Here is a 23,694-nt window from a genome sequence, read left to right on the forward strand (position 1 = left end):
TCATCGGGGCCGGGCGGCGGCGTGGCCGGTGAGCGCGAGGAACTCCTCAAGCATGTCCCGGAGCGTGACGACCTGGTCCGGCGTGATGACGAAGGGCTCGCCCGTGGGCACCAGCCATCCGGGCGTCTTGGTCGTGAACCTGAGCAGGTCCCGTCCGTCGTAGTCGGCGTCCAGCGACATGAGCAGCGGCGTGCCCCGGACCCCGGTCACGTTGAGGTCGGCGCAGGGCCCGAAGTGCGGCTCGTCCGCTCCATGCGGGTCCGCGCACCACACCGGGCAGCCCGGCTGCGGCCCGGACGACGCGATGGCTGAGGTAGACAAGGCTTATGTCCTTTCTAGAGCGATAAGCGGGGTTTGTTCCGCGCGAGATCCGGCGCCGTTCCGTTTCCGTCAGAAATTCTCGCCGGATTCCCGTTATCAGGATCGCGAAGAGCGGCTATTTTGACGAGGGCGCCCGCGCACCCCGAAAGCCCCCCGACAGGCCCCCTGAAGCCCCCAAGAGGACCCCAGATGGCTTATGGCGACACCACAAGAGACCCCCTCCTCCGCACGTTCGGCCGGGTCCTCCGTCTCCACCGGGAAGCCGCAGGCCTGACCCGCCCCCAACTAGCCGCCGCCCTGGGCTGCGGCTACCAGTGGATAGAAAAACTGGAAACAGCCCAACGAGCCCCCTCCGAACCAACCGCCATCGACTTCGACACCTACTTCGAAACCCCAGGCACCTTCCACGCCATGTGGCTAGAGATCCGCCGCACCGGCCGCTACGCCGAACTCCCCCCAGGCTTCACCGGGTTCCTCGATATCGAAACCAAGGCGTCGGCCATGTGGATCTTCGAACTCGCGGTCGTGACCGGCCTGTTCCAGACCCGCCGCTATGCCTATGAAGTACTAAAAAACGGCAGAAAACCGGCGATCGTCGAACGGCTCGTGGACAAGCGGATAAAACGTGCTGAGATCCTTGAACGGGAAGACCCTCCCGAGATCACGCTCGTCATAGAGGAACGCGCCCTCCACCTGGAGATGGACCCGGCGATCCAGAAAGAGCAGATCGAGCACCTGATCGAGCTGGCCGAACGCTACAACATCACTGTGCAGATCGTCCCGTCCAACGTCGGGTCGTACCCCGGCATCCTCGGAGCGTTCACCATATTGGAGTACGTGGAGGAACCGGGAGGCGGCACCGCCCAGGCCGTCTACGTGGAGGGCCACGCGGAAGGCCAGCTGACCGACGTTCCGGACGTGGTGAAGGCCCATACAATGGGTTTCGGCCAGATCAGGGCGGCTGCCCTCTCAGCTGGCGAGTCCCTGAAGCTGCTGCACACCCTGAGGGAGAACTATGCACACCCCTGACATATCGGCCGCGAAGTGGCGAAAGAGCAGCTACAGCGGACCCAACGGCGGCCAGTGCGTGGAACTAGCAGACCTGCCCCACGTGATCGCCGTCCGAGATTCCAAGAACCGTGACCACCCCGCCCTAACCTTCAACCGCACCACCTTCACCACCCTCCTCCGCGCCCTGTAGCCCACCCAACCCCCGGCCGCCCAACCGCCCCGGGGGCCTCGAACCCGCCACACCCGAGGGAGACCCATGGACACCCCCGACATGACACCCACAAAGTGGCGCAAGAGCAGCTACAGCGGAGACACGGGCGGCCAGTGCGTGGAACTAGCAGCCCAGTCCCGCGTAGTCGCCGTCCGTGACTCCAAGAACCAAGACCAGCCCGCCCTGGTCTTCCCCCGAGCCGCCTTCGGCGCCCTCCTCCACACCCTGTAGCCCACCCGGGCCCGTCACCCAACCCCGTGCCCACAACCGGCACGGGGTCTGTCGTAGGGGGCGCATGTTGGAAGAGACGCTTGATCTCCGTGAGCGGGTGCCGGACGACGTCGTCGCGCACGTGGAACGTGCCCTGGACCTCACCTTGGATCTGCGTACCGTGGCGTTCGGGAACGGCGGCACGACGGTGGGTTGTGCGTCGAGCGCGCGGACATGGGTGCGGATGCAGTGGCGGCGGCGGTGGCGTCTGCACGAGCAGTCCTGGACGGGGGCCGAGGCCGCGTCGGTCCTGCGCGGGGTGGCGCGGCCGGAGCTGCTGCGGTCCGCGCGTTGGGTGGACGGCGCGCGGGAGGTCGTCTGGCGCGCGGAGGAGCTGACCTTGGTGCGGTCCAAGGCGGTCGCGTCCTCGGGCAGCGTGCGGACGTCTCCCGACCTGCCGGACGCCCAACTCCAGCATGTTCATGTGCGCATCTCCTTCGCGCGGTCCTGGACCATCGCCCAGCCGCCGTACGTTGAGGATCAGGTCAGTGGGCATGACTTGATCCTGCGGCGTCGCGTTCCCCGGGGTAAAGGTAAGTGCAGAGAAATGCAGCAGGTGGTCAAGGTCGGACAGCGCCGTGAGGATGAGGGCGCGGGCCTGGGCTCCGTACACGGCCATCTCGGCGAGTGCCGTGAACGCCCGCGCGTAGACGTCGATCTCGCCCGGTTGGGTGATGGTCACCTCGGCGGTCAGCAGTTCGGTGATGACCCGGTCGGAGTCGTAGATCCAGAACCCGTTGAGTTGCCACATTCCCGACCGCTCCGCGCTCGCCGGGATGATCCCGAGGGACACGTTCGGCCAGGTCATCGCGGTCAGGAGGCGGCCGAGCTGCCCGGCCATGATCGCCGCGTCGCCATGCCGGGTCCGCAGCGCCTGTTCCTCAAGGACGATCGCGAAGGTCCGGCCGCCCTCGCGCATGAGGTTCTGACGGCTCAGCCGCGCCCGCACGGCGTCTTCCAGATCGTCGGGGATGCGGTTGAAAGTGATGATGGTGCGCATGAGGGCGGCGATGTAGCCGCCCGTCTGGAGCGCTCCCGGGACAACGGCGGGCTCGTAGATCCGGAATCGGGTGGTCCGCTCCCACAGCGGGACGTAAGACTCCTGGGCCTGCTTCAGGCCGTGGCGTTGGCGGCGCCGCCATTCCATGTAGGCGGAGTTCACCGCCCGCGCCGAGGCGATCAGATCGTTGACCTGCTCGTCCGCACCGCACAGCCGACACCACACCCGGATGTCGTCAGCGGAAGGGGAGGTGACCAGGTGCTCCAGTTTGGACACCTTGGTCGGGTGCCAACCGGCGGCCTCGGCCAGTTCCTTGCTGGTCAGCTCAGCGGTCTCGCGGATCTCCCGGAGCCGGTCGGCGAGAGCCTGGCGGGCCACTTGGACGTTGGAGAAAGGTGACGGGCGGGACGACGACGGCATTGTCGAGAAAGTCCTGGATCAGGCGATGGCGAACGCGGCGTGGTCGACGGCCCTCTCCCAGACGGCCTCGAACGAGACGGCGGCGGATCTGACGACGCCGGGGTCGTCGGTGAGCTGCTTGGCGATCGGTGTCCCGGCGCCGTCGAACAGGTTGAACAGCACCCGCTGTCCGTCGACCAGCCAGAAGTCGTTACCGGGAAGCAGCAGATCCGAGGCGTGTGCCCTGTCCAGCCACCGCACGGACTCCCCGGCCTCCACGTTCTGCCAGGAGCAGGCGTGCTCGAAGGCGATGTAGTCGGTGACCGGTACCGACACCACCCGAGCCCGTCGCATCCGCACCCCCGTGCGACCGTCGCGGCCGTCAGGTCCCACCAGGAATGGGCTTCACGCGGCACCTCCGTGCGATGCTCCCGCCACCACCGGTACCGCTCGTCCTCGGTGTCCAGGGCATAGGAGTCACGCGACTCCAGGTGTTCGAGGCTGACCTGCGCCGAACCGAACAGCTCAGCCCAGCCGTCAGCTCCCAGCAGCGCCGGAAGCGCCGTCATCTCCTTCACCCAACTCCTCCAACCTCTCCAGCGCCCGGCGCAGAAACGGGGCCATCCGGTCGAGCGGGATACGCACCACCGTCTCGTCATTTCGGATTCCGCCGAACGTGCGGCATTCGCCGACCGTGGCCTCATCGGCCGTCCAACCCAGCACCACGGCTTCCAAGGCGTCAGGGTCGATCCAGATCGTGGGTGACTCGCCCTGGTCTGGCCGCTGTCTCCTCCCGACAAACCCCGATGACCAGGAACGGCCGTCGAGCGGGTGGGGTCAGCGGAGGATTCGGCGGTCTAGGACTCGGGCCAGGGATTCGACTACGGCGGGGTCGTACTGGTATTCGGAGTCGGCGCGGAGGCGGTCGAGGACGGCGGCGCCCAGGTCGGCGATGCGGCGTTGGTCCTCCGGAGAGGAGAGCACGGTGGCGCCGCCGGGGGCGATGGCCAATGAGAGGGTGGGGGCATGGACCTCGGCTCGCGGCTCAGGCCGCTCACGGACATGTCGCCCGGTGGCTGGATTGTTGAGCGGACCGGGGCGTTCGGCTCGGGCGTGGGTGCGCTGGTGCCTGCCGGTTTCGAGGCTTACGCACGGATTCTGCATCCGGCATGGGGGGCGGGGGACGTGCCGGTCCGCTGGGCGGAGGTGGCGCGCTGGTCGGGGGGCGTGCTGCACGCGAGGGCGCAGTTCGCGGCCTTGGCCCGGAGCGCTGATGGCCGGGACCGGCCATGGCAGGAGGCTCCGTGGGTGGGGGAGTTGCCGCTGCCGGATCGGGAGGCGCTGTACGGAGTGCTGAGGCGGCACACCGGCTCTGAGCGAGGCCTGATCGCGTTCTGGGACGGCCACGGCGCGCTGGGGGAGATATCGGAGATGCCCCGGCTGCGGCTGCCGCATCGAGACTACCTCCTGTACGAAGGCGAGCTTGAAGCGGCGGTGGCCGGAGTGGAGGGGCTGGCCCCCGACCTCTGGTGGCCTGCGGACCGTTCCTGGTATGTGGCAGCCGATATCGATCTCGACTCCACTTACCTGGGGGGCACGGCCGCGTTGGTCGCTGAGCTGGTCGGGGACCCCAAGTTGGAGGTGCTCCAGGTGTCGTTCGATGATCCGATCACCAGGGACGGCGACCAGATCAACCGCTGACGGTCACTTGCAGGTGATCTTGCGCTTCTTGCTGACGCGGTTCGCGGTGCCGACCCGAGGGGTGTAGCCGGGAGGTGCGGTGATCCGAACGTCGGCGACGCCATAGTAGGTGCCCTTCTTGCAGCCCACGGAGGCGTTGCCCTTCAGGAACTTGGTGTTGTGCTTGGTGAAGGTCTTGGACTTGACGCGCTTGCCGTTGCGGTAGAGGCGCACGACCAGCGTGATCGTGACGACGCCGTGGTCGCAGCTCACCGGGGAGATGACATTGATGTTCTTGGGCTGGTGGTGCGAGTTGTGCGGGTCGGAGATGTTCAGCTTGCACTTGATGACCGTGGCCGCTTTGGCGCTCACGGCGCGGGTGGCACCGGTCGTGTCGGCTTGGGCCGAGGCGGTGCCAGCCGTCAGCATCGTCGCGGAGACGGCGGTGGCGAGCAGCATTCCCAGAGTCCGTCGCAAGGTGAGTCCTCCTTCTTGAGTTCGCGCCGAAAAGTACGGCCGCGAACCTCTCATCGCGCTCGGCTCACGGTCAATCAGGCTGCGACCTGCGGGGACGCCCTTTTCGGCCTGGTCAAAGAGTCGCGTTGAGATCTGTCTGTTACTGGTCCAGTGAGATGGATCACCCGGGAGAACGGCAGCGGACCCCCGCCGTGAGGGCAGGCGGGACCGAGGCGGGCCGACCGGCGATGACCTGCCGTCGCTGCTGGCCGGGCTGCTCGCCAAGGCCGAGCTGCAGGCCGCGACGCGCGTCCAGCCGATGACCGGCGGGGAGGATGCCGCGCAGGCGATCGCGGGGTACCTGGCCGGATGGCACGACGTGGTCCTCGGCGATCTCAGGGGCGGTGGTGTGGGCCAGGCCGCCACGGTGCGGGTAGCACGGCACGTCCGCCGAGCCCTGGGCACAGGCGAGGTCGATCAGGTGCGTCACGTCGCCTTCGAACAGGACGTGGTCGGGTTGCCGGTCCGCGTGCGCCCACCCCGCCGCATGCAACTCCGCGACGGCTCGCGCGGCCCGCCCGGCCGCCGAGCGGATCCGGGCCCGCGCCGCCCGGCCGCCGCCGTCCCGCCGCACGGCCTCCAGTTCCTGGCCCAGGGACGTCCCGTCGATCCAACGGGCCAGCATCCAGGACCGGCCGTCGTCGGTCCCGGGCTCGCCCTCCCAGCCGTGGCCCCGATAGAAGTCAGCGCCCAAGATGCGAAGGATCGTGCCTTCGCGCCCGGCCATCAACCCGCGGGGTCGATCCAGATCTCCCGGGACTGCTGGAAAGGGCCCATTCGTGTGATTTTCGCCACCCCGGGGTGGTGTCGTCCTCTTGGATTTTGAATTTGCTTTAAGCCGTTTCGGCGCTGGCCGATTGAGGACAATACCATGAGCGACCTCGGGTGAATGGTAATCTGCTGAGATCGGATCGCACGGAATCTATCGGCGATAAGCCATCCCTGCCACCCTGTGGAAAGGACGGTGTCACTCGTGTGCGCACGCCATTTCCCCCAGGTACGTGAATTCATGAGGCTGGTCGGCCTGCTCTCCGCAGCCGTGGCCTTCCTTCTGGCCTCGCCCGGTGTCGCGTCAGCCGCGCCCTCCGCGCCGACGCCGGGTTCCGGCAGAAGCGACAATCCGAATTGTAGGAAAGTGCTGCTCGGCCAGCCTCGGCATAAGGGTGACATCTTCTACTCCGCTTCCTCCACGTACGGGGTGTCTCATGGGCACATCGGGCTCTTCTCCTCGAAGACCCGGGTCACCGAGGCCCGGGGTAAGGGTAACGCCAGCGACAACTTCCTGATCAGTGGCCGCAGATACTGCTCCAAGATCGATAAAATGCAGGTGAGCACCACCCAGGCGAAGCGTGACAAGGCTGCCGACTATGCGGCCAAGTACCTGATCAAGAAGCCCTACAGCGGAAATTTCTCCTGGAACAAGGGCGGTGGTATCAGCAGCCTCAACTGCTCGGAGCTCGTGTACAAGGCGTACAAGCGCTCGGTGAAAATCGACCTCGACGGCGACGGTGGCCTGGGTGTCTATCCCAAGGACATCAGGAATTCGCCCAGGACGAAGATCTACCAGACGGTCGTCTGAGGACTCATCGTGAAGGGTCGAGCTGTTCGCCGGGACGGCCGGATGGGGTCGCGTAGCGGCTTGGGAGCTGAGTCGGCTTCTGGGTTGTTGTTTGGAGGAGGGGAAGTGGAGCGGGTGTGGGAGAGAAGGGGGTTTAGGGGTGTTCTGGTGGGGGTGGTGGTGGCGGTGGTTGTCTCGGGGTGTGGTTCCTCGGATCTGCTGCGGAGGTCGCCGTCGGAGGCGCAGCGGTTCTTTGAACGGGCGACGGTTCCGGAATCGGAACTCAGGCTGGGCGGCGCCGTGATGGCGTTCTTTCTCGGGCCGCTCAGTGACGAGATGTTCTCCGCCGTCGGTGAGGTCCACGAGCCTGGATATCTCGTGCTCGTGAACGGCGACGGGAGTTTCCGCACCGTGCGGACCAAACGCATGGACATGCTGACCCCGGCCTGGTCCGACCACGGCCTGTACTTCGCCGACGAGGAAAGCGACGCGCGCCTGACGGAATCGGGCCTGACAAAGATCACCAACCGCAAGGCCACCGCCCAGAACCTGATGTTCGCGCTGCCCGACGGAAACGCGGTCGGCGTCTACAACGGCGGATTCGACAGCGGCGACGCCGACACCGACACCGGCTACCAGAACCAGGTCGCTTTCACCACCGGCGACAAAGCCCACCTGCACACCGTCCAGGGCAACTACTTCCACGGAGCCCTCTGCGACGACCAGGTCTTCGGCCTCACCGACGACCCTGGCGCCCACGCCAAGGAGGCCGTCGGCCTACCCGGCATGAGCTCCAACGCCGACCCGGAAGCCCGACCCCAGATGCTCGCCCGGCTCCACCCGCTGTCGGCCGACGGCGGGGCGAAGGTCATCGCCTGGCGCCCGGTCTCCGGCGGCGCGCACCCCGGCCAGCAGCTCCCCTGCCGCGACGGCGTCATCACCTCCCTGTCCTGGGACACCGACGCCGACGGCCGCGAAAAGCCCACCGTCCTGTCCTGGAACACGAGAACCGGCGAGCACCGGACCCACCCCCTCACCTTTGACGACGGCACGACCCTGGACTCCGAGGACTTCGGCTACGCCGTCCAGAGCCTGCGGCGGGACCACCTCCAATGGGTCTACGCCGACGGCCGCGTCTTCGCCACCGACACCACCACCGGAAAGACCACCCTCCTCTTCGACACCACCCTCGAAGCCGGCGCCGGACGCCCGACCCAGACCCTTTTCGCCTTCTCCCGGACCCGCCTGCACGCCCTCACCGTCCGCGAAGACAAGAAGGGCGACATCGCCTACACCGTCTTCGACCGCACCACAGGCGAACTCATCGAACAGATCCCCATTCCGATCCCCAACGCGAACATCAACGTCTCCCACCTCATCCTCGCCCGCATGGCCGTCCGCCCCACCCTCTGACCGCGCGCCTTCTCGCCGGTTCCGTGGGTGGGGTCAGCGGAGGATTCGGCGGTCTAGGACTCGGGCCAGGGATTCGACTACGGCGGGGTCGTACTGGTATTCGGAGTCGGCGCGGAGGCGGTCGAGGACGGCGGCGGCTCGGTCTCGGTCTCGGGAGTCGCCCATGAGGTCGTCGTAGGCGTTGGCGGCTTTGATGACTCGGCTGGCGAGAGGGGGGCCGGGGCGGCTTCCCGCCGGGTCGCGGTAGGGGTCGGACTGGCCTCGGACGATCCGGGCGACCATGTCCAGGACGCCGGTCTGTTCGATGACGGCGGCGCCCAGGTCGGCGATGCGGCGCTGGTCCTCCGGAGAGGAGAGCACGGTGGCGCCGCCGGGGATCGGATCCGGGAGGGAGAGCTGGCCGATGTCGTGCATCAAAGCCGCGTACTCCAGTTCCAACAACTCCGCCTCAGTCATCCCGAGTTCGCGGCCCATCGCGACTGAAAGCCGACTGACCCGCAGCGAGTGGCCCGTCTCGACGTAGCCGCCTACCTCCGTCACCCTGGAGAGGGCCCGCACGGTCTGTAGGTAGGTGGTGCGTACCGCGGCGTAGCGGCGGAACGCGAACTGGGTGGTGAGGATCGGCGCGGTGAACAGCAGCAGCGCGGCGAGGTCCATCACCGAGGTGGCGACGGCGATGAGCATGCCGGTCGCCGACGACGCCGCGCACAGCAGCGCGCTCGCCCGGAACTCGTCGACGAACGCGATGCCGAACCGGGCCCGCACCGCCTCGGAGCGGATGAGCGCGGCGACGGTCATGTCGGCGAGCGCGGCCGCGAGCGAGATCGCCGTCATCAGGCCGAGCGCCGTCAGCCACTGCGGCTGGGTGAGCGGCTCGCCGGTGAACAGCACGTCGGTGAGCGGCCGGAACAGGATCGCGACGACGGCCGCCGCGACGAGCCGCCGCGCCATCGCGTCCAGCCGGGGCGACCGCCCGACGGCGACGTGCGGCAGCGTCCCGGCGACCATCCCGCACGCCGTCACCGCGATGACCTGCAACGGCGAATAGGAGACGGGGTCGCCTCCGACGCTCAGCAGCATGCCGTACCCGAGCGCCCCCGCCCGGCTGATGGGCGCCGCCTCCCGCCCGCCCGGCATGTTCATCCGGAACAGCTCGCCGAGCGCGATGAGCACGCCGAAGACGATCGCGGGCTGCGGGTCGTCCACGCCGCCGTTGGCCGCCAGCCACGCGAGCGCCGCGACGACGAGCGCCGCCGCCGCGCCCATGAGGACGAGCTGTGCCGTGTCGAGCTGCTGCCAGGCGGGCCGTTCCCGGGCCGCCTGGAGGCGCGTCACCATGCGCCCTCCCCGGAGACCCGGATCGGCGCGGCCGGGTCGTCGTGGTCCTGCCGCGAGGTCTGCGCCTTCGCGGGCGGCTCCGCCGTGTCGGGCGCGGGCCAACTGTCCTTGTCCAACGCGCGCAGGAACGCGTCCACCATCTGCGGGTCGAAGTCCTCGCCGCTGCATCTGCGCAGCTCCGCGACGCCCTCGGCGACCGACCGGGCGGGCCGGTAGGAGCGCGTGGACGTCATCGCGTCGAACGCGTCGGCGACGCCGATGATGCGGGCGAACTCGGGGATCTCGTCCCCGGCCAGGCCCTGCGGGTAGCCGCGCCCGTTGAGCTTCTCGTGGTGGTACATGATTCCGGTGAGCGCCTCGTCCAGGAACCCGATCTCGCGGATGATCTCCAGCCCGCGCATCGGGTGGAGCTGGATCGCCGCGAACTCCTCCTCGGTGAGCGGCCCCTCCTTCTGCAGCACCTTGGTGGGGACGCCGAGCTTGCCGACGTCGTGCAGCATCCCGGCGAACCTGATGGCTTCCACCCGCGCCCGGCTCATCCCGATCTCCTCGGCGATCATCACCGAGCCGCGCGACACCCGTTCGCTGTGCCCACGCGTGTAGTAGTCCTTGGTCTCGACGGCCTGGCAGAGCGTCGCGAGGGTCGCCTCGTGCGCGCGCTGCTGCGCGAGGGTCTGCGCGAACGCCCACCGCGCGACGAGCAGCGGCAGCATGACGAGCACCGGCGCGAACGCCCCGATCGCCTCGAACGTGCCCGCGATGAGCAGCCCGAACGAGCCGTACCCGAGCAGGCCGGGCGTGAGCTGGATCGTCTCGTCGCGCAGCTCGCACGGCGAGGCGGCCTTGCTGAGCAGCAGGATGCCGCCGACGAGCGCGAGGTTGCACATGACGTAGACGAGCAGCGCCACCGCGAACGGCAGGATCTGCCTGTCCACCCGGCTGACGTCCAGGGCCTCCGGCCGCAGCACGTCGTACACGAACCCGGCGACGAACCCGCACAGCGCGAACTGGGCGCCGTTGTACACCCGCTTGACCAGCGCGACCCGCTGCCACGTGAACAGCGCGCAGGCCCCGACGAGCCCCGCGCCGACCGGGCCGAGCAGCACCACCGACGCGAGCGACGCGGAGAAGCTGAGGGAGACCCGTGCCCGCTCCAGGCTGAGCAGGGCGGGCACGGAGTCGCAGGCCAGAAAGAGGACCGCCATCGCCGCCAGCGGCGCCCAGTCGACGTCCGCGTAGGACGCGGTGGCCACGAGGGTCGCGGCGAGCGCGACGACTCCGCCCACGTACGTCCAGGCAGCGAGGGGAAGACCTGCGACCGGCATTGCCGCCTCCGGTTGACGAGGTGACCGACGCCGCCGGGGTGTCAGACCCAGGAAACGCCCGCGGGATCGGTCAGCAGCACCATCGCGGCCGCCGCGCAGGGCGCGGCGACCATCACGTACCTGAGCATGGCGATGACTCCCCCCGAAGTGAGTCCGGGGAGGTTCCCCCGGACTCCGTCCTTGCTCCCGGCCACTGGCCAATGACAAGACTAGCCAACGTGATGATCGTCCTACAGGAACAAAGGAAATCGAGAGCAAAGCGTGAACTGTGCGTCACACTGTGTTCGCGGTGCGCGAGGGGTCAGCGGGACCGCGCCCACTCGACGGTGGCGGCCAGGCCGTCCGCCAGCGGCGTCGTGGGACGCCAGCCGAGCCCGGCCAGGGCCGGAGCAGGGTCGAGGGCCATCGCGGGCAGGTCGCCCAGTCTGAAGGGCGCGGAGCCGGGTGCGTCGGCGGCGCCCGCGGCGGCCGCGACGAGCCCGTGCAGTTCTCGGTCCGACGTCTGAACACCTGTGCCGATGTTGAACCGCCCGCCCGACCCCTCCGACAGCGCCCTGACGTACGCGTCCACGACGTCGTGGACGTACACGTAGTCGCGGGTGTTGCTGCCGTCCCCGAAGACGATGGTGGGCTCGCCCTTCAGGAGGGCGGCCGTGAAGATGGAGATGACGCCCGCCTCGCCTTCGGGCGTCTGGCGCGGCCCGTACACGTTGGCCAGGGCGAGCGTTGTGAAGTCCAGCCCGTGCAGCTCGTAGTACGCCTGCACGTATGTCTCGCCCGTCGCCTTGGAGACGGCGTAGGGGGAGCGGGGCCGCAGCGGCGCGTCCGCGCCCACGGGAAGCGCGTCGGGCACCCCGTAGACGGCGCAACTGGAGGTGAAGACGGTCTTGCGGGCCCCGGCGGCGCGCGCCGCCTCCAGCACGTTGATGGTGCCGAGCACGTTGCTCCTGGCGTCCAGCAGCGGGTCGGAGACGCTCACCCGGACGCTCACCTGGGCGGCGAGGTGGCAGACGACCTCGGGCTCGGTCTTGGCGGCCAGCGCCGCCAGCGCCGGATCGGCCACGTCGAGCGCGTGCAGCTCGACACCGTCGGCGAGGTTGCCGCGGCTGCCGGAGGCGAGGTTGTCGACGGCGACGACCTCGTGCCCGTCGGACAGGAGGCGGTCGACCAGATGGGACCCGATGAAGCCGGCGGCGCCGGTGACGAGGATGCGCACGCGCCCACCCTACCCAGGGCCGGGACGCCCCCGGCGAATCCCCACGGCGCGCGTGTTCAGCTGGGCGCCAGGTCCTCGTCGCCCGCGAGGACGCTCTCGATCCGCCCCAGGACCTTGGCCTTCAGGTCGGTCGGCACCGGGTCCTGGCCGCAGCACCTGCCGACGAGCTTCTTGACGGCCTCCTCAAGGCCGTACTCCCGCAGGCACGGCCCGCACTCGTCAAGGTGCTCGGCGACCTCGGCGCAGTTCGTGTCGGCGAGCTCGCCGTCGATGTAGGTGTAGACCCTGGCGAGCACCTCGTTGCACGGCGTGGCGTGCTCGTTGCCGCAGCTCATTTCGAACCCTCCCGCGTGAGGCCGCGCTCCGCCGCGTAGTCCTCCAGCATCGAACGCAGCTGCCTCCTGCCGCGGTGGAGCCTGGACATCACGGTGCCGATCGGCGTGTTCATGATGTCGGCGATCTCCTTGTAGGAGAAGCCCTCCACGTCGGCGAGATAGACGGCGATGCGGAAGTCCTCGGGGAGGTCCTGCAGGGCCTGCTTGACGTCGGAGTCGGGCAGGTGCTCCAGCGCCTCGGCCTCGGCGGACTTCAGCCCCGAGGACGTGTGCGACTCCGCGCGCGCGAGCTGCCAGTCCTCGATCTCCTCGGTTCCGGAGTTCTTCGGTTCCCGCTGCTTCTTGCGGTAGGAGTTGATGAAGGTGTTGGTGAGGATCCGGTACAGCCACGCCTTGAGGTTCGTGCCCTCCTTGAACTGGTGGAAGGAGGCGAACGCCTTCGCGAACGTCTCCTGCACGAGGTCCTCGGCGTCGGCGGGGTTGCGGGTCATCCGCAGCGCCGCCGGATACAGCTGGTCCAGGAACGGGAGCACATCGCGCTGGAACCGCTCACTGCGCTGCGCTCCGGTCTCCGCGGTGCCCGGTACGGTACCCACCCCCTGTGCAGGGATCATCGTCGAATGATCCAGACCTTGCTCCGGCCTGTACGACAATAGCGGTCCGCCCTTACCGAACGTGTCGGCAGCCCCGGTGAGTACCGGCATCCCCTTCGCCTCCTCCGGTGTCCGTGCTGTGGGCAACAGCGCGACGTGGTCCGGCATTCCCCGGAATTCCGGACGGACGAACCGGGACCAAAGCCCTCGGTTCGTTCACGGATCTCTCACGGAGGGTTACGTCTGGCCCGTGACGGGGGAAGATGTACCGGCACGCTGCTTAAGGAGTCCCGCTTTGCTGCCGCTGCCGGGCAGGCCCCACGCTCTGCGCACGCCCGCCGAAGACCCCCACACCGGTTACTGGAAGTTCTACCGGGCCGTGGCGCACGCCCAGCTCGCCCGCTGGCTGCCGCGCCGCTCCTCGGTGATCCTCGACGTCTCCGGCGGGCAGAGCCGGTCGGCCGAACAGGCCGCCGCCGCCGGACACCACGTCCTGGAGGTGGTCTCCCGCCCCCTGGGGCTCGCCGCCCACCCACGGGTGGTCGCCGATCCGTTCACGCTCGACTTCCTCGTCGACGGCGGCATGGACGCGGTGATCGCCGAGGACGGGGTGCTCTCGCGCAGCCTGGCCACCGAGCAGACCGTCCACGAGATCGCCAGGGTGCTGCGTCCGGGCGGCCGGGTCCTGCTGTGCGTGGACTCGCTGACGCTGGGCCTGGCCGTCCTCGCCGAACAGAACCTGTGGCCGCACCTGTCGGACGTGCCGCGCGCCGAGGTCGTCCTGGTGCCCTGGCCGGACGGCACGATCACCCGCTGCTTCTGGTCCGACCAGCTCCGCGAGTTCCTCGCCGACGCGGGCCTGGAGGTCGAGTGGATCAGGCCCCGCACGGTCGTGTCCCCCTCCACCGCCGAACACGTCCTCACCAAGGACCCGGACGCCCTGTCCCGCCTCGTCCGCACCGAACTCCAGACCCCCTACGACACCCGCGTCGAGGACGAGTCCGTAGGCATCCACCTCCTGGCCAGCGCCATCAAGACGTGGTGATCTCCGGGCCGGGCCGGGCGCTCGCGAGCCACCGCCTTGAGGGTGATCCCACCGGGCGTGACGCGCTCGGACGGGCCGCCGGGCGTTCGATCGTGATGTTCGCGCGTTGTTGTCGTGTGGCCGCGTTCGGTAGTCGGTAGGTTCGGGGGGTCAATCGGCGGGCGAAGGGGGTTTCCGGTGGCCGAGGTTCGGGCGGAACTGGTGTCCAACGTGTGGAAGGTGCTGGTCGGGGTGGGGGACACGGTGGCGGAGGGGGACCCGCTGGTGATCCTCGAGTCGATGAAGATGGAGATCCCGGTGCTGGCCGAGGCGGCCGGGACGGTCGCCAGCCTGGGCGTCACCGAAGGAGAGGTCATCCAGGAAGGGCACCTCATCGCCGTCATCGAGTAGTGGGCTAGATTTCCCGGGTATGGAAGCGTTCTGTGCGCACTGCGGTGAGGCCGCCGGAGATCACGCGGCATGCGCGGCTGCCCTGGTCATGGAGCCGCCCAGGTACTGCGCGCGCTGCCGCCGCCGGATGGTCGTCCAGGTGACGCCGGCGGGCTGGCGGGCCCGCTGCGCCGAACACGGCGAACTCACCTCCGCCTGACCCGGCGACGGGCGCAAAAGCGCGCGACAAATAAGCACGCCGGTTTTCTGTTGAATCCGCGAAGCGGCCGCGTCGGGGCGCGGGGCTAGGGTCGGGTCCTGTGAGTGTGCTCGTCGTCACCGGTACCGACACCGAGGTCGGAAAGACAGTTGTCACGGCCGCCCTCGCCGCGCTGGCCGCGGCGCGGGGCGCGAAGGTCGCCGTCGTGAAGCCCGCCCAGACGGGGGTGGGGCCCGACGATCCCGGCGACCTCGCCGTCGTCGGCCGGCTCGCGGGGATCACCGACCTGCACGAGGGCCGCCGGTTCCCCGACCCGCTGTCGCCCGCGGCGGCGGCGCGGCTGCGCGGGCTGCCGCCGCTGCAACTGCCGCAGTGCGTGCCGCTGATCAGGGAGCTCGCCGCGAGCCGCGACCTGGTGCTGGTGGAGGGCGCGGGCGGCCTCCTCGTCAGGTTCGACGAGGAGGGCAACACGATCGCGGACCTCGCGCGCTGGCTCGGCGCGCCCGTCGTCGTCACCGTGCGGCCGGATCTCGGCACCCTGAACCACACGGCTCTGACGCTGGAGGCGCTGGCCCACCGCGGCGTCCAGCTCGCCGGGATCGTCCTCGGGTCCTGGCCTGACGAGCCGGACCTCGCGATGCGCGCCAACCTGCGCGACCTGGAGACGCTGGCGGCCCGGCCGCTCGCGGGGGCGCTCCCCGCGGGGGCGGGGCGGATGGACGCCCCCGAGTTCCTTCTCGCCGCCCGGACGGGGCTCTCCCCGGTCTTCGGCGGGATCTTCGACGCTGGTACCTTCCGAGTCAACCACCAGAAAGGCGCTTACCGTGACTGACATCCTCACGACCGCCAGGCAGCAGGTGCTGGAAGAGGGCAGGGGCCTGGACGCCGCGCAGGCGCTGGAGTGCCTTTCCCTCCCGGATGAGCGGCTCGAGGAGCTGCTGGGGCTGGCGCACGAGGTGCGGATGCGGCACTGCGGGCCGGAGGTCGAGGTCGAGGGCATCGTCTCGGTGAAGACCGGCGGCTGCCCCGAGGACTGCCACTTCTGCTCCCAGTCCGGCCAGTTCGCCTCGCCGGTGCGGGCCGCGTGGCTGGACATCCCGTCGCTGGTGGAGGCGGCCCGGGAGACGGCCAAGACGGGCGCGACGGAGTTCTGCATCGTGGCCGCGGTACGCGGCCCGGACAAGCGGCTGATGTCGCAGGTGAAGGCCGGCATCGAGGCGATCAACGCGGCCGTCGACATCCAGATCGCCTGCTCCCTCGGCATGCTCACCCAGGAGCAGGTGGACGACCTGTCGTCGTGGGGTGTGCACCGCTACAACCACAACCTGGAGACGGCCCGCTCCCACTTCCCCAAGGTCGTCACCACCCACACCTGGGAAGAGCGCTGGGACACCCTCCAGATGGTCCGCGGCGCCGGCATGGAGGTCTGCTGCGGCGGCCTCATCGGCATGGGCGAGACCCTGGAACAACGCGCCGAGTTCGCCGCCCAACTGGCCGAACTGGACCCCCACGAAGTCCCCCTCAACTTCCTGAACCCCCGCCCCGGCACCCCCTTCGAAAGCTTCCCCCTGGTCGAAGGCACCGAGGCCCTCAAGACCATCGCCACCTTCCGCCTGGTCCTCCCCCGAACCATCCTCCGCTACGCCGGCGGCCGCGAACTCACCCTCGGCGACCTGGGCACCAAGGACGGCCTCCTAGGCGGCATCAACGCCATGATCGTAGGCAACTACTTGACAACCCTAGGCCGAGAAGCCACCCGAGACCTAGACCTCCTCACCGAACTCCAAATGCCCATAAAAGCCCTAAGCAAGACCCTCTAACACCCATTCCAAAACCGGTCTCGGCCCCCGAGCCGCCCACCGCTAGACCCGGGCGAACCGCCCGCAGTACCCCGGCGCATCGAGCGCCGGGGCTTTCTTCTTTCTTCCTACTTTCCTGACGGCCGAACACCTCGGTGCTCGGCCCACGTTTCGGTCGCGCTGAGCATGGCCTTGATCCAGGTCTCCTGCGGGTGGCGTTGGGCGATCTTGGTTTGCATACGGAGGGTCGCGGCGACAAAGACGTCGACGGCGCGCGGGTCGGCGTCCTTCCACGCCTTGCAGGTCGCGGCGAGTTCTTCGGCTTCGGCCGGGGTGTGTGTGCCGCTGACGAGTTGGAGGACGAGCAGGGCGGGGTCGATGAACGCGGCGCCGACGGTGGGCCAGGACCAGTCCACGACCCAGGTGTGGTCCGGTGCGATGAGGACGTTGTGGGCGTTGATGTCGGTGTGGAGAAGCGTGTCGCCGTGAAGGAGGGCGCGGTCGGCGTCGTTGTCGAGGAACCGGTTCCAGCGTGTCTCCTGCCAGCCATGCGCGACGTCCGGGCAGGGGAGGTCGCTGATCCGGTTGAGGACGGCGGCGACGTCGGTGAGATCCGCTGAGCCGGATGCGAGGTCGGCTGCCCGGATGTCATCCAGGACGTCGAACCCCAGGACAAGCCAGTCGCCTTCCTCGGCTTCCCATCGGACGGCGGGGGAGAACTCCCGCACGTAAGGGTTGACCGCTGCCTCACGCAGCAGGGAATCGCGGTGCCCTCCCTCGCCGCGCACCCCCTTGATGAAGAACCTTCCCTCGCTCCCCTCCACGACGCCGGTGACGTCGGAGGAGTACCCGCGAACAACAGGCGGACGAAAGGAACGCGACTCTCCTACATACGGGGCGATCGCCGAAGCCAGGCCGGACGGCATGTCGAGGTTCATGTGGTCCTTGGATCTAGTTCCTCGGTGGACAGATGCTGGGCGGGTAGCCCGGACGGCACTCGCGGAACGGCTCGGGGTCGTAGCCGTCGTCGTCATCGTCATCGTCATCGTCGGGCGGGCCGCCGCCGGAGACCGCGGCCCGGATGGCGGCGCGGGCGGCTGCCATCTTCTCGCCGCGCACTACTTCGGCGAGCCCGTCGGCGCGGGCGTCTCCGACGTTCATCCAGCTGGCGAAGACGCACGGCGTGACGGTGCCGTCGGGCGAGACCGCAGCCCTGCCCGTGCCGCACCCTGCGCAGAGCCCGGACGGGTCGTAGGAGCCGCCGTGCCCACCCCGTCCGTAGGGCCGTACGTGATCGACGTCGATCCTGGCCACCCCCAGGGCCTCCAGCTCAGCTCGCGCCTGCTCGATGCGCTGTCCGTCGAGGACCTTGACGATACCGACGCGCAGCGGGATGCCGAGGTCGATCGCCTTGATGATGTTGGCGCGGGTACGCGCGTGGGTCGGTCGTCGGGTGATCCGGGCATGCTCGTCGGCGTCGTCTGAGTAGTACGACGTGGCGATCTTGACGTCCGGGAGCCGGAACAGCTCCCACCACTGCTCGGGGACATGGACGAGGTTGGTGTAGATCTCGGTGGGAAGCCCGACCCGGACGGCGTGGGTGACGAGTTCGGCGGCGTCCGGGTGAAGGGTCGGTTCTCCGCCGAAGAACTGCACCATGCCGACGCCGAGTTCGGCGGCCTCGTCCAGGGCGCGCTTCCAGTCGTCGCGGGTCATGGTGCCGTGCGCCCTGTCGGGGCCGGAGTCGTTGAGGCAGTGGACACAGGCGAGTTGGCATGTGCGGGTGAGGTCCAGCCACAGCATCCTGAGTTTGCCGGAGGTGGACGGCCGGGTGTCGCTGAGGGTCACTCGGTTCTGCCTTCCGTGATACGGGGCTCTTGGCGGAGCTTCGCTGACAGATCTGCCGCAGGTCCACGAAGTTTCAGGTATTTGCGCGCTCATGAGCAGCATGAACTTCGCCGGCGCATCTCTTCAGCGGATGGAGGATCGTGCAACCTTGTGAAACTCTCTTGACCGGTCGTGCCCGGCAATCCGAGTCTCGTAGTGCCCAACAACATGCAACTCTTCGGACGGGAGTGTCACGATGCGCCTACTGTTCCTGGGCAAGGACTCCACGCCGGGTGAATCGCCCACCCTCTACCGGACCGACGCTGACAGCTACATCGTTCAGGGCTGGATCGTCTCGGACCCGGATGTGCTCGCCCTACTGACCCTGACCGACGACGAGACCGTGGTGGAGGTGACGCCGAAGCTCATGGACTTCCTCACCGAGGACGGACGTGGGCCGGTGCGGCACCTCGTCCCGCCTATCGTCCACGTCCTGGAGAACAGCAACTACATCGTCCGGGGAACGCGGGTGACCGATCCTGAGACGCTGGCCCAGATGAACATCCCCGACCATGAGACCTGTGTGCTCATCCCGGTCTCGACCATGCTCCTGCTGACCGGAGGCTGAATGGATCTCCTCTCGTTCGACGAACTCCACGCGCTGTTTCCGGCCTATCGCCGGGAAGCTCTGCACCTGGAGATGCGCGACAGTTATGGCACCGAAACCGAACTTCCGCATCTCGCCCGTTGGGCGGCGGGGGAACCGGACGATCTGGCCTGGCTCGATCCGTGGTGCGCCATGGTCCGGGAAGGCCGCGCGGCGGGCAAGACGCTGCGCCGGGCACGGGTCGTCTCCGAACCTCTGTCGACCTATCAACGATGGGCATTCGACGTCGCCCAGCCGATGGCCGACGCCGGAGAGGACATCCGGTGGATTCCGCGGCGGCGGGTGTCCACAGCCCTGTTCCCGGGAAACGACTTCTGGCTCTTCGACGACGAGTTGGTCGTCTTCCTCGTCTTCGCGGGCGAGGGACTGGTGCGGGCGCCAGGCCACCCGAGACCCCGACACCATCCGGAAATGCCGGGAACTCTTCGAAGCGGTCTGGGACTTCGGCGTCCCCCATGACGACTACCAGCCCGGCTAGATCCGGTGTCCGATCCGGTTCGAGCAGCCAGGGAGGCGTCGCCTCGCTGCGCGCGATCGAGACCATGTACCGGGAATGGCGCCGAGACCTGCAGACGGGCCTTCGCCGCCTCCAGGAATCGACGGTTCCGCTCTATGAGCGAACCCGCGTCTTCCGGGTCTACGACCACACGATCTTCCCCGGCCTCTTCCACACCGCCGACTACGCCGCGGCCCTGCTCAGGTTCTGGGTTCCGTTCCTCGGCATCCCCGACGACGTGGACGCGGCCGTCGCGGCGCGCGTGGAACGACAGCGCTTCCTCCACAGCGGAGACCACCGCTTCCTGTTCCTGCTCGCCGAACAGGTTCTCCGGACGAAGGTCGGGACGCCCGCCACGATGCTCGGCCAGCTCGATCATCTCCTGGCGGTCATGTCCCTGCCCCGCGTCTCCGTCGGCCTCATCCCCGTGGGCGCGAACCGCACCGCCTGGAGCCAAGTGCCTTTCTGGATCTACGACGACCGCCTGGTGAAGGTCGAATTGGTCTCAGCGGGTCTCGACATCACCCAACCCCGCGAAATCGCGCTCTATCTCACGATGTTCGAACACTTGAGGACTTCCGCGGTCTACGGACCCGAAGCTCGCGCACTCGTCACGACCGCGATGCAGGAGTTCGCGCAACAACCTGAAACTCCATAGACGCTGAGTCCCGGCCCTCTCTACCGTCAGTGACGTGCCCCGCCGATGCTTCCCGCCGGCGAGGTGCGAGCGTCTTCGTGACGCGGGCAGCCAAGGTCCCAGAGGGCTGGGACCTTGTTTCTTTCGTCCTACTGGTCGTTCGCCTTGATGGAGCGGATGAACGAGCGGAATCGCGGAGTGGTCACCGCCAGGTGGCCTAGGTCGACATGCTTGGAGTCGCGCAGCCCGACGGCCGTGATCGTGCTCATGGGTACCGGCGACGTCACCGACCTCGGTGAGTTCCTGGGGGCCGCGCCCGCGAAAGTGGGCGGGACTGAGTGTCACCCGTAGATAGCCTCGTGTCGAGTGGTGCATTGAAGATCATGTCCGTTTTCCCGGCGAGAGAATCAGGTCGCGAACCATGACGGAGATCGTCCCCGCGCGTCGACGTGGTGAGCTGGAAGGCTTTTCCTGGGAGACAGGGGAGGGCCGTCTGAAGCTCGGGACCCGCACGTCCCCGCTGGCCATGGCGCAGGCGCGGATGGTCGCCGGTATGGTGTCGCGGCTCGCCCGGGTCGATGTGGAGATCGTCGGGATCATGACGACCGGCGACAAGCACCAGGGCGACCTCTCCGAGTTGGGCGGCAAGGGCGCCTACCTGCGGGAGATCGACCGGGCCCTGCTCACCCGCGGCGTTGACTTCGCCGTCCACTGCCTCAAGGACGTCCCCGGCGACGTTCCCCTCCCGGACGGGTTGATCTTCCCCGCCTACCTGGAGCGTGACGACACCGGCGACGTCATGCTCTTCCCCATGGGCTCCGGCCACGAGTCCATGGCCGACCTGCCCTACGGCGCGCGCGTCGGCACTTCCGCCGTCCGCCGCCGAGCCCAGCTCGGCCGCATCCGCCCCGACCTGCGGGTGGAGTACCTGCGCGGAAACGTCAACTCACGCCTGGGCCGCCTGGACGCCGGGAACGAGTTCGACGCCATCGTCCTGGCCCGCGCCAGCCTCGATCGCCTCGACCTGGCACGCCCCCACGAAGTCCTCGACATGATCCCCGCCGTCGGCGCGGGCGTCCTGGCGGTTCAGTGCCGCGAGAGCGACAGGCACATCGCCGAACTCCTGCGGCTGCTCGACCACGAGCCGACCCGCACCTGCGTCCGGGCTGAGCGCACGATGCTCCACGGCCTCCAGGGCCACTGCAACTCACCCATCGCCGGGCGCGCCAGGTTCGAACGCGACGGACAGCTCTCCCTCGAAGGCATGGTCTTCACTCGGGACGGTAGCCAGTTCGTCCGCTCTCATGACTGGGCCGCCCCCCGCGAAGCGGCGGCCCTGGGGGCCTACATCGCCGGAGATCTCCTCCGCAAAGGCGGCCGAGACCTGATCGACGGCATCCCCCACTAGTTTTCGGGGCGGCGGAGGCGGGTGACGAATTTGTAGCGGTCGCCTCGGTAGAAGGATTGGGCCCATTCGACGGGCTCGCCGGTGGTGTCGAAGGACTGGCGGGAGATGAGCATCAGGGGGAGGCCGACGTCTACGCCCAGGATCTGGGCGTCGTAGGGGGTGGCTAGGACGGTCTCGATGGTTTCTTCGGCTTCGGCCAGGTGGACGTCGTAGGCGGCGGCGAGGGTCTCGTAGAGGGAGAGGTTGCGGGAGAGTTCCTTGCGCAGGCCGGGGAAGCGGCGGGCGGGCAGGTGGGTGTAGTCGATCGACATGGGGTCGCCGTCGGCGAGGCGGAGGCGGTGGATGCGCAGGACGCGGCCGCCGGGGCGGATGCCGAGCAGGTTGGCGAGGCGCTCGTCGGCGGTCAGGTAGGCGACGTCGAGCATGCGGGTCTCGGGGAGCAGGCCGTGGTGGCGCATGTCCTCGGTGTAGCCGACGAGCTGGAGCTGGTGCGGGACCTTCGGCTTGGCGACGAACGTGCCCTTGCCCTGGATCCGCTGGAGCCTGCCCTCGACCACGAGCTCCGCGAGCGCCTGCCGGACCGTCGTGCGGGACGTGCTGTACCGCTCGGCGAGGGTGCGTTCGGGCGGCAGCGGGCTGCCCGGCGGCAGCGACGTGATCAGCTCGACCAGCAGCTCCTTCAGCCGGTAGTACTTCGGCACGCGGGGGGAGCTCGCGAGCGGGCTGCCCGGCATCTGCGGCCTGCCGGGCGGGTTCGCGAGCCCGTAGTCGCCCAAAGCGTGTTCGGCTGCCAACGAAGCTCCTTGTTCACCGCCGGTTTGGCTCGATGTTACGCGAGCAGGTTACGGGGCCACAGCGCGGGCGACCTCCCCCAGCGCTCGCTCAAGACCTGTGAGTTCCGCCTCGTCCAGACTCGCCCGCGCCGTGATTCTGAGGCAGGCGCGGCCCTGCGGCACCGACGGTGGCCGGAAACAGCCAACCCGGAAACCGCTTTCCCGACAGATCTCCGCACCCCGCAGGGCCTTCCTGGGGTCGCCGAGCACCACCGGGACGACGGCCGCGTCGGGTGTTGTGGTCTCCATGCCGAGCCCTTCGGCGATCTTGGAGACGCGCCGGGCGATGGCCCTGGCCCGGCCGGGCAGCTCCGGTGAGGTCTCGATCACGTCGAGGGCGGCGAGGGCCGATCCGAGGGCGGCGGGGTTGAGTCCCGTGTCGAAGATCATGCTGCGCGCGGTGTCGATCAGCGTCTCGCGGACCTCGGGCGCGCCCAGCACGGCGCCGCCCTGGGACGCGAGCGACTTGGACAGGGTGAGGGTGAGGACGACGTCGGGTTCGCCCGCGATCCCGGCGGCCCACGCCGCGCCCCTGCCGTGCTCCCCGACGACGCCGAGCGCGTGCGCCTCGTCGACGACCAGCAGCGCCCCGTGCTCCCGGACGACCCGGTGCAGCTCCGCCAGGGGCGCCACGTCGCCGTCCACGGAGAACACGGCGTCCGTGACGACGACGGCGACCTCCTCGTCCCGTTCGGCGAGCACTGCCTCGACGGCGGCGACGTCACGGTGCGGGACGATCTTGACGCGGGCCCGCGAGAGCCGGCACGCGTCCACGATCGACGCGTGGTTCACCTGGTCGGACACCACGAGCGCGCCCGGCCCGGACAGCGCGGTGACGGCCCCCAGATTGGCCAGGTACCCGGACGAGAACGTCAGTCCGGACGCCGTCCCGCAGAACGCGGCGAGGCGGCGGTCGAGCTCGTCGTGCAGCCGGGTGGTGCCGGTGACGAGCCGGGAGCCCGTCGAGCCGGTCCCGTACTCGTGCAGCGCGCGCACGGCGCCGTCGATGAGGCGGGGGTCGCGGGACAGCCCGAGGTAGTCGTTGGAGGCGAGGTCGACGAGGCCGTCGAAGTCGCCGGTGCGGGGCCGCAGCAGGCGGCGCAGCCCGGCGGTCTCACGCCGCTCGGTGGCCTCGGACAGGCGGCGGATGGGGTCATGGCGGGTGCGGTCGCTCACCTGGCCCATCCTCCCAGGTGGCCGGGCTGGA

General features: G+C 68.9%; 30 protein-coding genes and 3 pseudogenes. 15 read left to right on the plus strand and 18 right to left on the minus strand.

Annotated features, from left to right (window positions below; genetic code table 11):
• Positions 1-321, minus strand: a complete 321-nt coding sequence (locus tag LO762_RS02825) for a hypothetical protein (RefSeq protein WP_230612084.1) — start codon at positions 319-321, stop codon at positions 1-3.
• Between the two features lie 189 nt (positions 322-510).
• On the opposite strand from LO762_RS02825, the gene LO762_RS02830 reads away from it, so the two are divergent.
• From LO762_RS02830 to LO762_RS02840, 3 genes are all read left to right on the plus strand, one after another.
• Entirely contained in the window at positions 511-1,350 is an 840-nt protein-coding gene (locus tag LO762_RS02830) for a helix-turn-helix transcriptional regulator (RefSeq protein ID WP_230612085.1), read from the plus strand.
• Positions 1,337-1,522, plus strand: coding sequence for a DUF397 domain-containing protein (locus tag LO762_RS02835; RefSeq protein ID WP_230612086.1), 186 nt, complete (start codon positions 1,337-1,339; stop codon positions 1,520-1,522). The genes LO762_RS02830 and LO762_RS02835 overlap by 14 nt, the downstream gene beginning before the upstream one ends.
• A 66-nt stretch (positions 1,523-1,588) precedes the next feature.
• On the plus strand, positions 1,589-1,774 hold the full coding sequence (locus LO762_RS02840) for a DUF397 domain-containing protein (protein WP_230612087.1): 186 nt from the start codon (positions 1,589-1,591) through the stop codon (positions 1,772-1,774).
• 682 nt (positions 1,775-2,456) lie between these two features.
• Here LO762_RS02840 and LO762_RS02845 read toward each other — a convergent pair.
• The 4 genes and pseudogenes from LO762_RS02845 to LO762_RS02860 all read right to left on the minus strand — a co-directional run.
• Positions 2,457-3,233: pseudogene (locus LO762_RS02845) on the minus strand (helix-turn-helix domain-containing protein); the annotation flags it as partial.
• Positions 3,234-3,251: 18 nt separating this feature from the next.
• Positions 3,252-3,781 (minus strand): annotated as a pseudogene (locus LO762_RS33835) (DUF6879 family protein).
• Entirely contained in the window at positions 3,750-3,947 is a 198-nt protein-coding gene (locus tag LO762_RS02855; RefSeq protein ID WP_230612089.1) for a hypothetical protein, read from the minus strand. The pseudogene LO762_RS33835 and the gene LO762_RS02855 overlap by 32 nt, the downstream one beginning before the upstream one ends.
• A 102-nt stretch (positions 3,948-4,049) precedes the next feature.
• Positions 4,050-4,223 carry a hypothetical protein gene (locus LO762_RS02860; RefSeq protein WP_230612090.1) on the minus strand — a complete coding sequence of 58 codons (174 nt, stop codon included), beginning with the start codon at positions 4,221-4,223 and terminating at the stop codon, positions 4,050-4,052.
• A gap of 15 nt (positions 4,224-4,238) precedes the next feature.
• On the opposite strand from LO762_RS02860, the gene LO762_RS02865 reads away from it, so the two are divergent.
• Positions 4,239-4,913 (plus strand): hypothetical protein, encoded by a 675-nt coding sequence (locus tag LO762_RS02865; RefSeq protein WP_230612091.1) that lies wholly within the window; start codon positions 4,239-4,241, stop codon positions 4,911-4,913.
• A gap of 3 nt (positions 4,914-4,916) precedes the next feature.
• On the opposite strand, the gene LO762_RS02870 is transcribed toward LO762_RS02865, so the two are convergent.
• Complete coding sequence (locus LO762_RS02870; protein WP_230612092.1) at positions 4,917-5,369, minus strand: hypothetical protein; 453 nt, start codon at positions 5,367-5,369, stop codon at positions 4,917-4,919.
• Positions 5,370-5,529: 160 nt separating this feature from the next.
• Entirely contained in the window at positions 5,530-6,102 is a 573-nt protein-coding gene (locus LO762_RS02875) for a hypothetical protein (RefSeq protein WP_230612093.1), read from the minus strand.
• A 315-nt stretch (positions 6,103-6,417) separates the two neighbouring features.
• Between LO762_RS02875 and LO762_RS02880 the strand changes: the two genes are divergently transcribed.
• Positions 6,418-6,987 (plus strand): hypothetical protein, encoded by a 570-nt coding sequence (locus LO762_RS02880; protein ID WP_230612094.1) that lies wholly within the window; start codon positions 6,418-6,420, stop codon positions 6,985-6,987.
• A 159-nt stretch (positions 6,988-7,146) separates the two neighbouring features.
• Positions 7,147-8,379: a hypothetical protein gene (locus LO762_RS02885; protein WP_230612095.1), complete on the plus strand. Its 1,233-nt coding sequence runs from the start codon at positions 7,147-7,149 to the stop codon at positions 8,377-8,379.
• A 33-nt stretch (positions 8,380-8,412) separates the two neighbouring features.
• On the opposite strand, the gene LO762_RS02890 is transcribed toward LO762_RS02885, so the two are convergent.
• The 6 genes from LO762_RS02890 to LO762_RS02915 form a co-directional block, all read right to left on the minus strand.
• Complete coding sequence (locus LO762_RS02890) at positions 8,413-9,717, minus strand: HD-GYP domain-containing protein (RefSeq protein WP_230612096.1); 1,305 nt, start codon at positions 9,715-9,717, stop codon at positions 8,413-8,415.
• A complete protein-coding gene (locus LO762_RS02895) occupies positions 9,711-11,042 on the minus strand; it encodes an HD-GYP domain-containing protein (RefSeq protein ID WP_230612097.1) in 1,332 nt (443 codons plus the stop codon). The genes LO762_RS02890 and LO762_RS02895 overlap by 7 nt, the downstream gene beginning before the upstream one ends.
• A gap of 41 nt (positions 11,043-11,083) precedes the next feature.
• Positions 11,084-11,236, minus strand: coding sequence for a hypothetical protein (locus LO762_RS02900; RefSeq protein WP_230612098.1), 153 nt, complete (start codon positions 11,234-11,236; stop codon positions 11,084-11,086).
• Between the two features lie 107 nt (positions 11,237-11,343).
• Positions 11,344-12,258, minus strand: a complete 915-nt coding sequence (locus LO762_RS02905; RefSeq protein ID WP_230612099.1) for an NAD-dependent epimerase/dehydratase family protein — start codon at positions 12,256-12,258, stop codon at positions 11,344-11,346.
• A 56-nt stretch (positions 12,259-12,314) separates the two neighbouring features.
• Positions 12,315-12,593 (minus strand): mycothiol system anti-sigma-R factor, encoded by a 279-nt coding sequence (rsrA, locus tag LO762_RS02910; protein ID WP_230612100.1) that lies wholly within the window; start codon positions 12,591-12,593, stop codon positions 12,315-12,317.
• Positions 12,590-13,207 carry a sigma-70 family RNA polymerase sigma factor gene (locus tag LO762_RS02915; protein ID WP_230612101.1) on the minus strand — a complete coding sequence of 206 codons (618 nt, stop codon included), beginning with the start codon at positions 13,205-13,207 and terminating at the stop codon, positions 12,590-12,592. Before LO762_RS02915 ends, rsrA begins: the two co-directional genes overlap by 4 nt.
• A 274-nt stretch (positions 13,208-13,481) precedes the next feature.
• On the opposite strand from LO762_RS02915, the gene LO762_RS02920 reads away from it, so the two are divergent.
• From LO762_RS02920 to bioB, 5 genes are all read left to right on the plus strand, one after another.
• Complete coding sequence (locus tag LO762_RS02920; protein ID WP_230612102.1) at positions 13,482-14,231, plus strand: class I SAM-dependent methyltransferase; 750 nt, start codon at positions 13,482-13,484, stop codon at positions 14,229-14,231.
• Between the two features lie 177 nt (positions 14,232-14,408).
• A complete protein-coding gene (locus tag LO762_RS02925; RefSeq protein ID WP_230612103.1) occupies positions 14,409-14,621 on the plus strand; it encodes a biotin/lipoyl-binding carrier protein in 213 nt (70 codons plus the stop codon).
• 19 nt (positions 14,622-14,640) lie between these two features.
• Entirely contained in the window at positions 14,641-14,820 is a 180-nt protein-coding gene (locus LO762_RS02930) for a hypothetical protein (protein WP_230612104.1), read from the plus strand.
• 100 nt (positions 14,821-14,920) lie between these two features.
• The gene (gene bioD / locus LO762_RS02935; RefSeq protein ID WP_230612105.1) at positions 14,921-15,652 is read left to right on the plus strand and encodes a dethiobiotin synthase; all 732 of its coding nucleotides are present in this window, start codon (positions 14,921-14,923) and stop codon (positions 15,650-15,652) included.
• Positions 15,645-16,640, plus strand: a complete 996-nt coding sequence (gene bioB, locus LO762_RS02940; RefSeq protein WP_230612106.1) for a biotin synthase BioB — start codon at positions 15,645-15,647, stop codon at positions 16,638-16,640. Before bioD ends, bioB begins: the two co-directional genes overlap by 8 nt.
• Positions 16,641-16,747: 107 nt before the next feature.
• Here bioB and LO762_RS02945 read toward each other — a convergent pair whose 3' ends face one another.
• Positions 16,748-17,557 carry a protein kinase gene (locus LO762_RS02945; protein ID WP_230612107.1) on the minus strand — a complete coding sequence of 270 codons (810 nt, stop codon included), beginning with the start codon at positions 17,555-17,557 and terminating at the stop codon, positions 16,748-16,750.
• Positions 17,558-17,570: 13 nt separating this feature from the next.
• Complete coding sequence (locus LO762_RS02950; protein WP_230612108.1) at positions 17,571-18,467, minus strand: radical SAM/SPASM domain-containing protein; 897 nt, start codon at positions 18,465-18,467, stop codon at positions 17,571-17,573.
• Between the two features lie 235 nt (positions 18,468-18,702).
• Here LO762_RS02950 and LO762_RS02955 point away from each other — a divergent pair, with 235 nt between their 5' ends.
• The 3 genes and pseudogenes from LO762_RS02955 (at position 18,703) to LO762_RS02965 (ending at position 20,267) form a co-directional block, all read left to right on the plus strand.
• Positions 18,703-19,074, plus strand: a complete 372-nt coding sequence (locus LO762_RS02955) for a hypothetical protein (protein ID WP_230612109.1) — start codon at positions 18,703-18,705, stop codon at positions 19,072-19,074.
• Between the two features lie 72 nt (positions 19,075-19,146).
• Positions 19,147-19,591: pseudogene (locus LO762_RS02960) on the plus strand (DUF6879 family protein).
• Positions 19,569-20,267, plus strand: coding sequence for a DUF5753 domain-containing protein (locus LO762_RS02965; RefSeq protein ID WP_230612111.1), 699 nt, complete (start codon positions 19,569-19,571; stop codon positions 20,265-20,267). Before LO762_RS02960 ends, LO762_RS02965 begins: the two are co-directional and overlap by 23 nt.
• A 128-nt stretch (positions 20,268-20,395) precedes the next feature.
• Here the strand turns inward: LO762_RS02965 and LO762_RS02970 are convergent, their stop codons facing one another.
• Positions 20,396-20,515 (minus strand): DUF397 domain-containing protein, encoded by a 120-nt coding sequence (locus LO762_RS02970; RefSeq protein WP_230612112.1) that lies wholly within the window; start codon positions 20,513-20,515, stop codon positions 20,396-20,398.
• Between the two features lie 152 nt (positions 20,516-20,667).
• On the opposite strand from LO762_RS02970, the gene hemC reads away from it, so the two are divergent.
• Complete coding sequence (hemC, locus tag LO762_RS02975; RefSeq protein WP_230612113.1) at positions 20,668-21,654, plus strand: hydroxymethylbilane synthase; 987 nt, start codon at positions 20,668-20,670, stop codon at positions 21,652-21,654.
• Here the strand turns inward: hemC and LO762_RS02980 are convergent.
• Together LO762_RS02980 and LO762_RS02985 are read right to left on the minus strand one after the other, a co-directional pair.
• The gene (locus LO762_RS02980) at positions 21,651-22,388 is read right to left on the minus strand and encodes a GntR family transcriptional regulator (protein WP_230612826.1); all 738 of its coding nucleotides are present in this window, start codon (positions 22,386-22,388) and stop codon (positions 21,651-21,653) included. The genes hemC and LO762_RS02980 overlap by 4 nt on opposite strands.
• A 108-nt stretch (positions 22,389-22,496) precedes the next feature.
• Positions 22,497-23,672 carry an 8-amino-7-oxononanoate synthase gene (locus LO762_RS02985; protein WP_374201523.1) on the minus strand — a complete coding sequence of 392 codons (1,176 nt, stop codon included), beginning with the start codon at positions 23,670-23,672 and terminating at the stop codon, positions 22,497-22,499.
• Between the last annotated feature and the right edge of the window lie 22 nt (positions 23,673-23,694).

This window comes from Actinocorallia sp. API 0066 (assembly GCF_020991275.1).
Lineage (GTDB): Bacteria > Actinomycetota > Actinomycetes > Streptosporangiales > Streptosporangiaceae > Actinocorallia.

What these genes read in the sequence shown, in the direction of transcription:
- LO762_RS02830 (WP_230612085.1), top strand. Translation starts at nt 511, where the DNA reads ATGGCTTATGGCGACACCACAAGAGACCCCCTCCTCCGCACGTTCGGC.
- LO762_RS02835 (WP_230612086.1), top strand. Translation starts at nt 1,337, where the DNA reads ATGCACACCCCTGACATATCGGCCGCGAAGTGGCGAAAGAGCAGCTAC.
- LO762_RS02840 (WP_230612087.1), top strand. Translation starts at nt 1,589, where the DNA reads ATGGACACCCCCGACATGACACCCACAAAGTGGCGCAAGAGCAGCTAC.
- LO762_RS02865 (WP_230612091.1), top strand. Translation starts at nt 4,239, where the DNA reads ATGGACCTCGGCTCGCGGCTCAGGCCGCTCACGGACATGTCGCCCGGT.
- LO762_RS02880 (WP_230612094.1), top strand. Translation starts at nt 6,418, where the DNA reads ATGAGGCTGGTCGGCCTGCTCTCCGCAGCCGTGGCCTTCCTTCTGGCC.
- LO762_RS02890 (WP_230612096.1), bottom strand. Translation starts at nt 9,717, where the DNA reads ATGGTGACGCGCCTCCAGGCGGCCCGGGAACGGCCCGCCTGGCAGCAG.
- LO762_RS02895 (WP_230612097.1), bottom strand. Translation starts at nt 11,042, where the DNA reads ATGCCGGTCGCAGGTCTTCCCCTCGCTGCCTGGACGTACGTGGGCGGA.
- rsrA (WP_230612100.1), bottom strand. Translation starts at nt 12,593, where the DNA reads ATGAGCTGCGGCAACGAGCACGCCACGCCGTGCAACGAGGTGCTCGCC.
- LO762_RS02915 (WP_230612101.1), bottom strand. Translation starts at nt 13,207, where the DNA reads ATGATCCCTGCACAGGGGGTGGGTACCGTACCGGGCACCGCGGAGACC.
- LO762_RS02930 (WP_230612104.1), top strand. Translation starts at nt 14,641, where the DNA reads ATGGAAGCGTTCTGTGCGCACTGCGGTGAGGCCGCCGGAGATCACGCG.
- LO762_RS02945 (WP_230612107.1), bottom strand. Translation starts at nt 17,557, where the DNA reads ATGAACCTCGACATGCCGTCCGGCCTGGCTTCGGCGATCGCCCCGTAT.
- LO762_RS02955 (WP_230612109.1), top strand. Translation starts at nt 18,703, where the DNA reads ATGCGCCTACTGTTCCTGGGCAAGGACTCCACGCCGGGTGAATCGCCC.
- LO762_RS02965 (WP_230612111.1), top strand. Translation starts at nt 19,569, where the DNA reads ATGACGACTACCAGCCCGGCTAGATCCGGTGTCCGATCCGGTTCGAGC.
- LO762_RS02970 (WP_230612112.1), bottom strand. Translation starts at nt 20,515, where the DNA reads ATGAGCACGATCACGGCCGTCGGGCTGCGCGACTCCAAGCATGTCGAC.
- hemC (WP_230612113.1), top strand. Translation starts at nt 20,668, where the DNA reads ATGACGGAGATCGTCCCCGCGCGTCGACGTGGTGAGCTGGAAGGCTTT.
- LO762_RS02980 (WP_230612826.1), bottom strand. Translation starts at nt 22,388, where the DNA reads ATGCCGGGCAGCCCGCTCGCGAGCTCCCCCCGCGTGCCGAAGTACTAC.
- LO762_RS02985 (WP_374201523.1), bottom strand. Translation starts at nt 23,672, where the DNA reads ATGGGCCAGGTGAGCGACCGCACCCGCCATGACCCCATCCGCCGCCTG.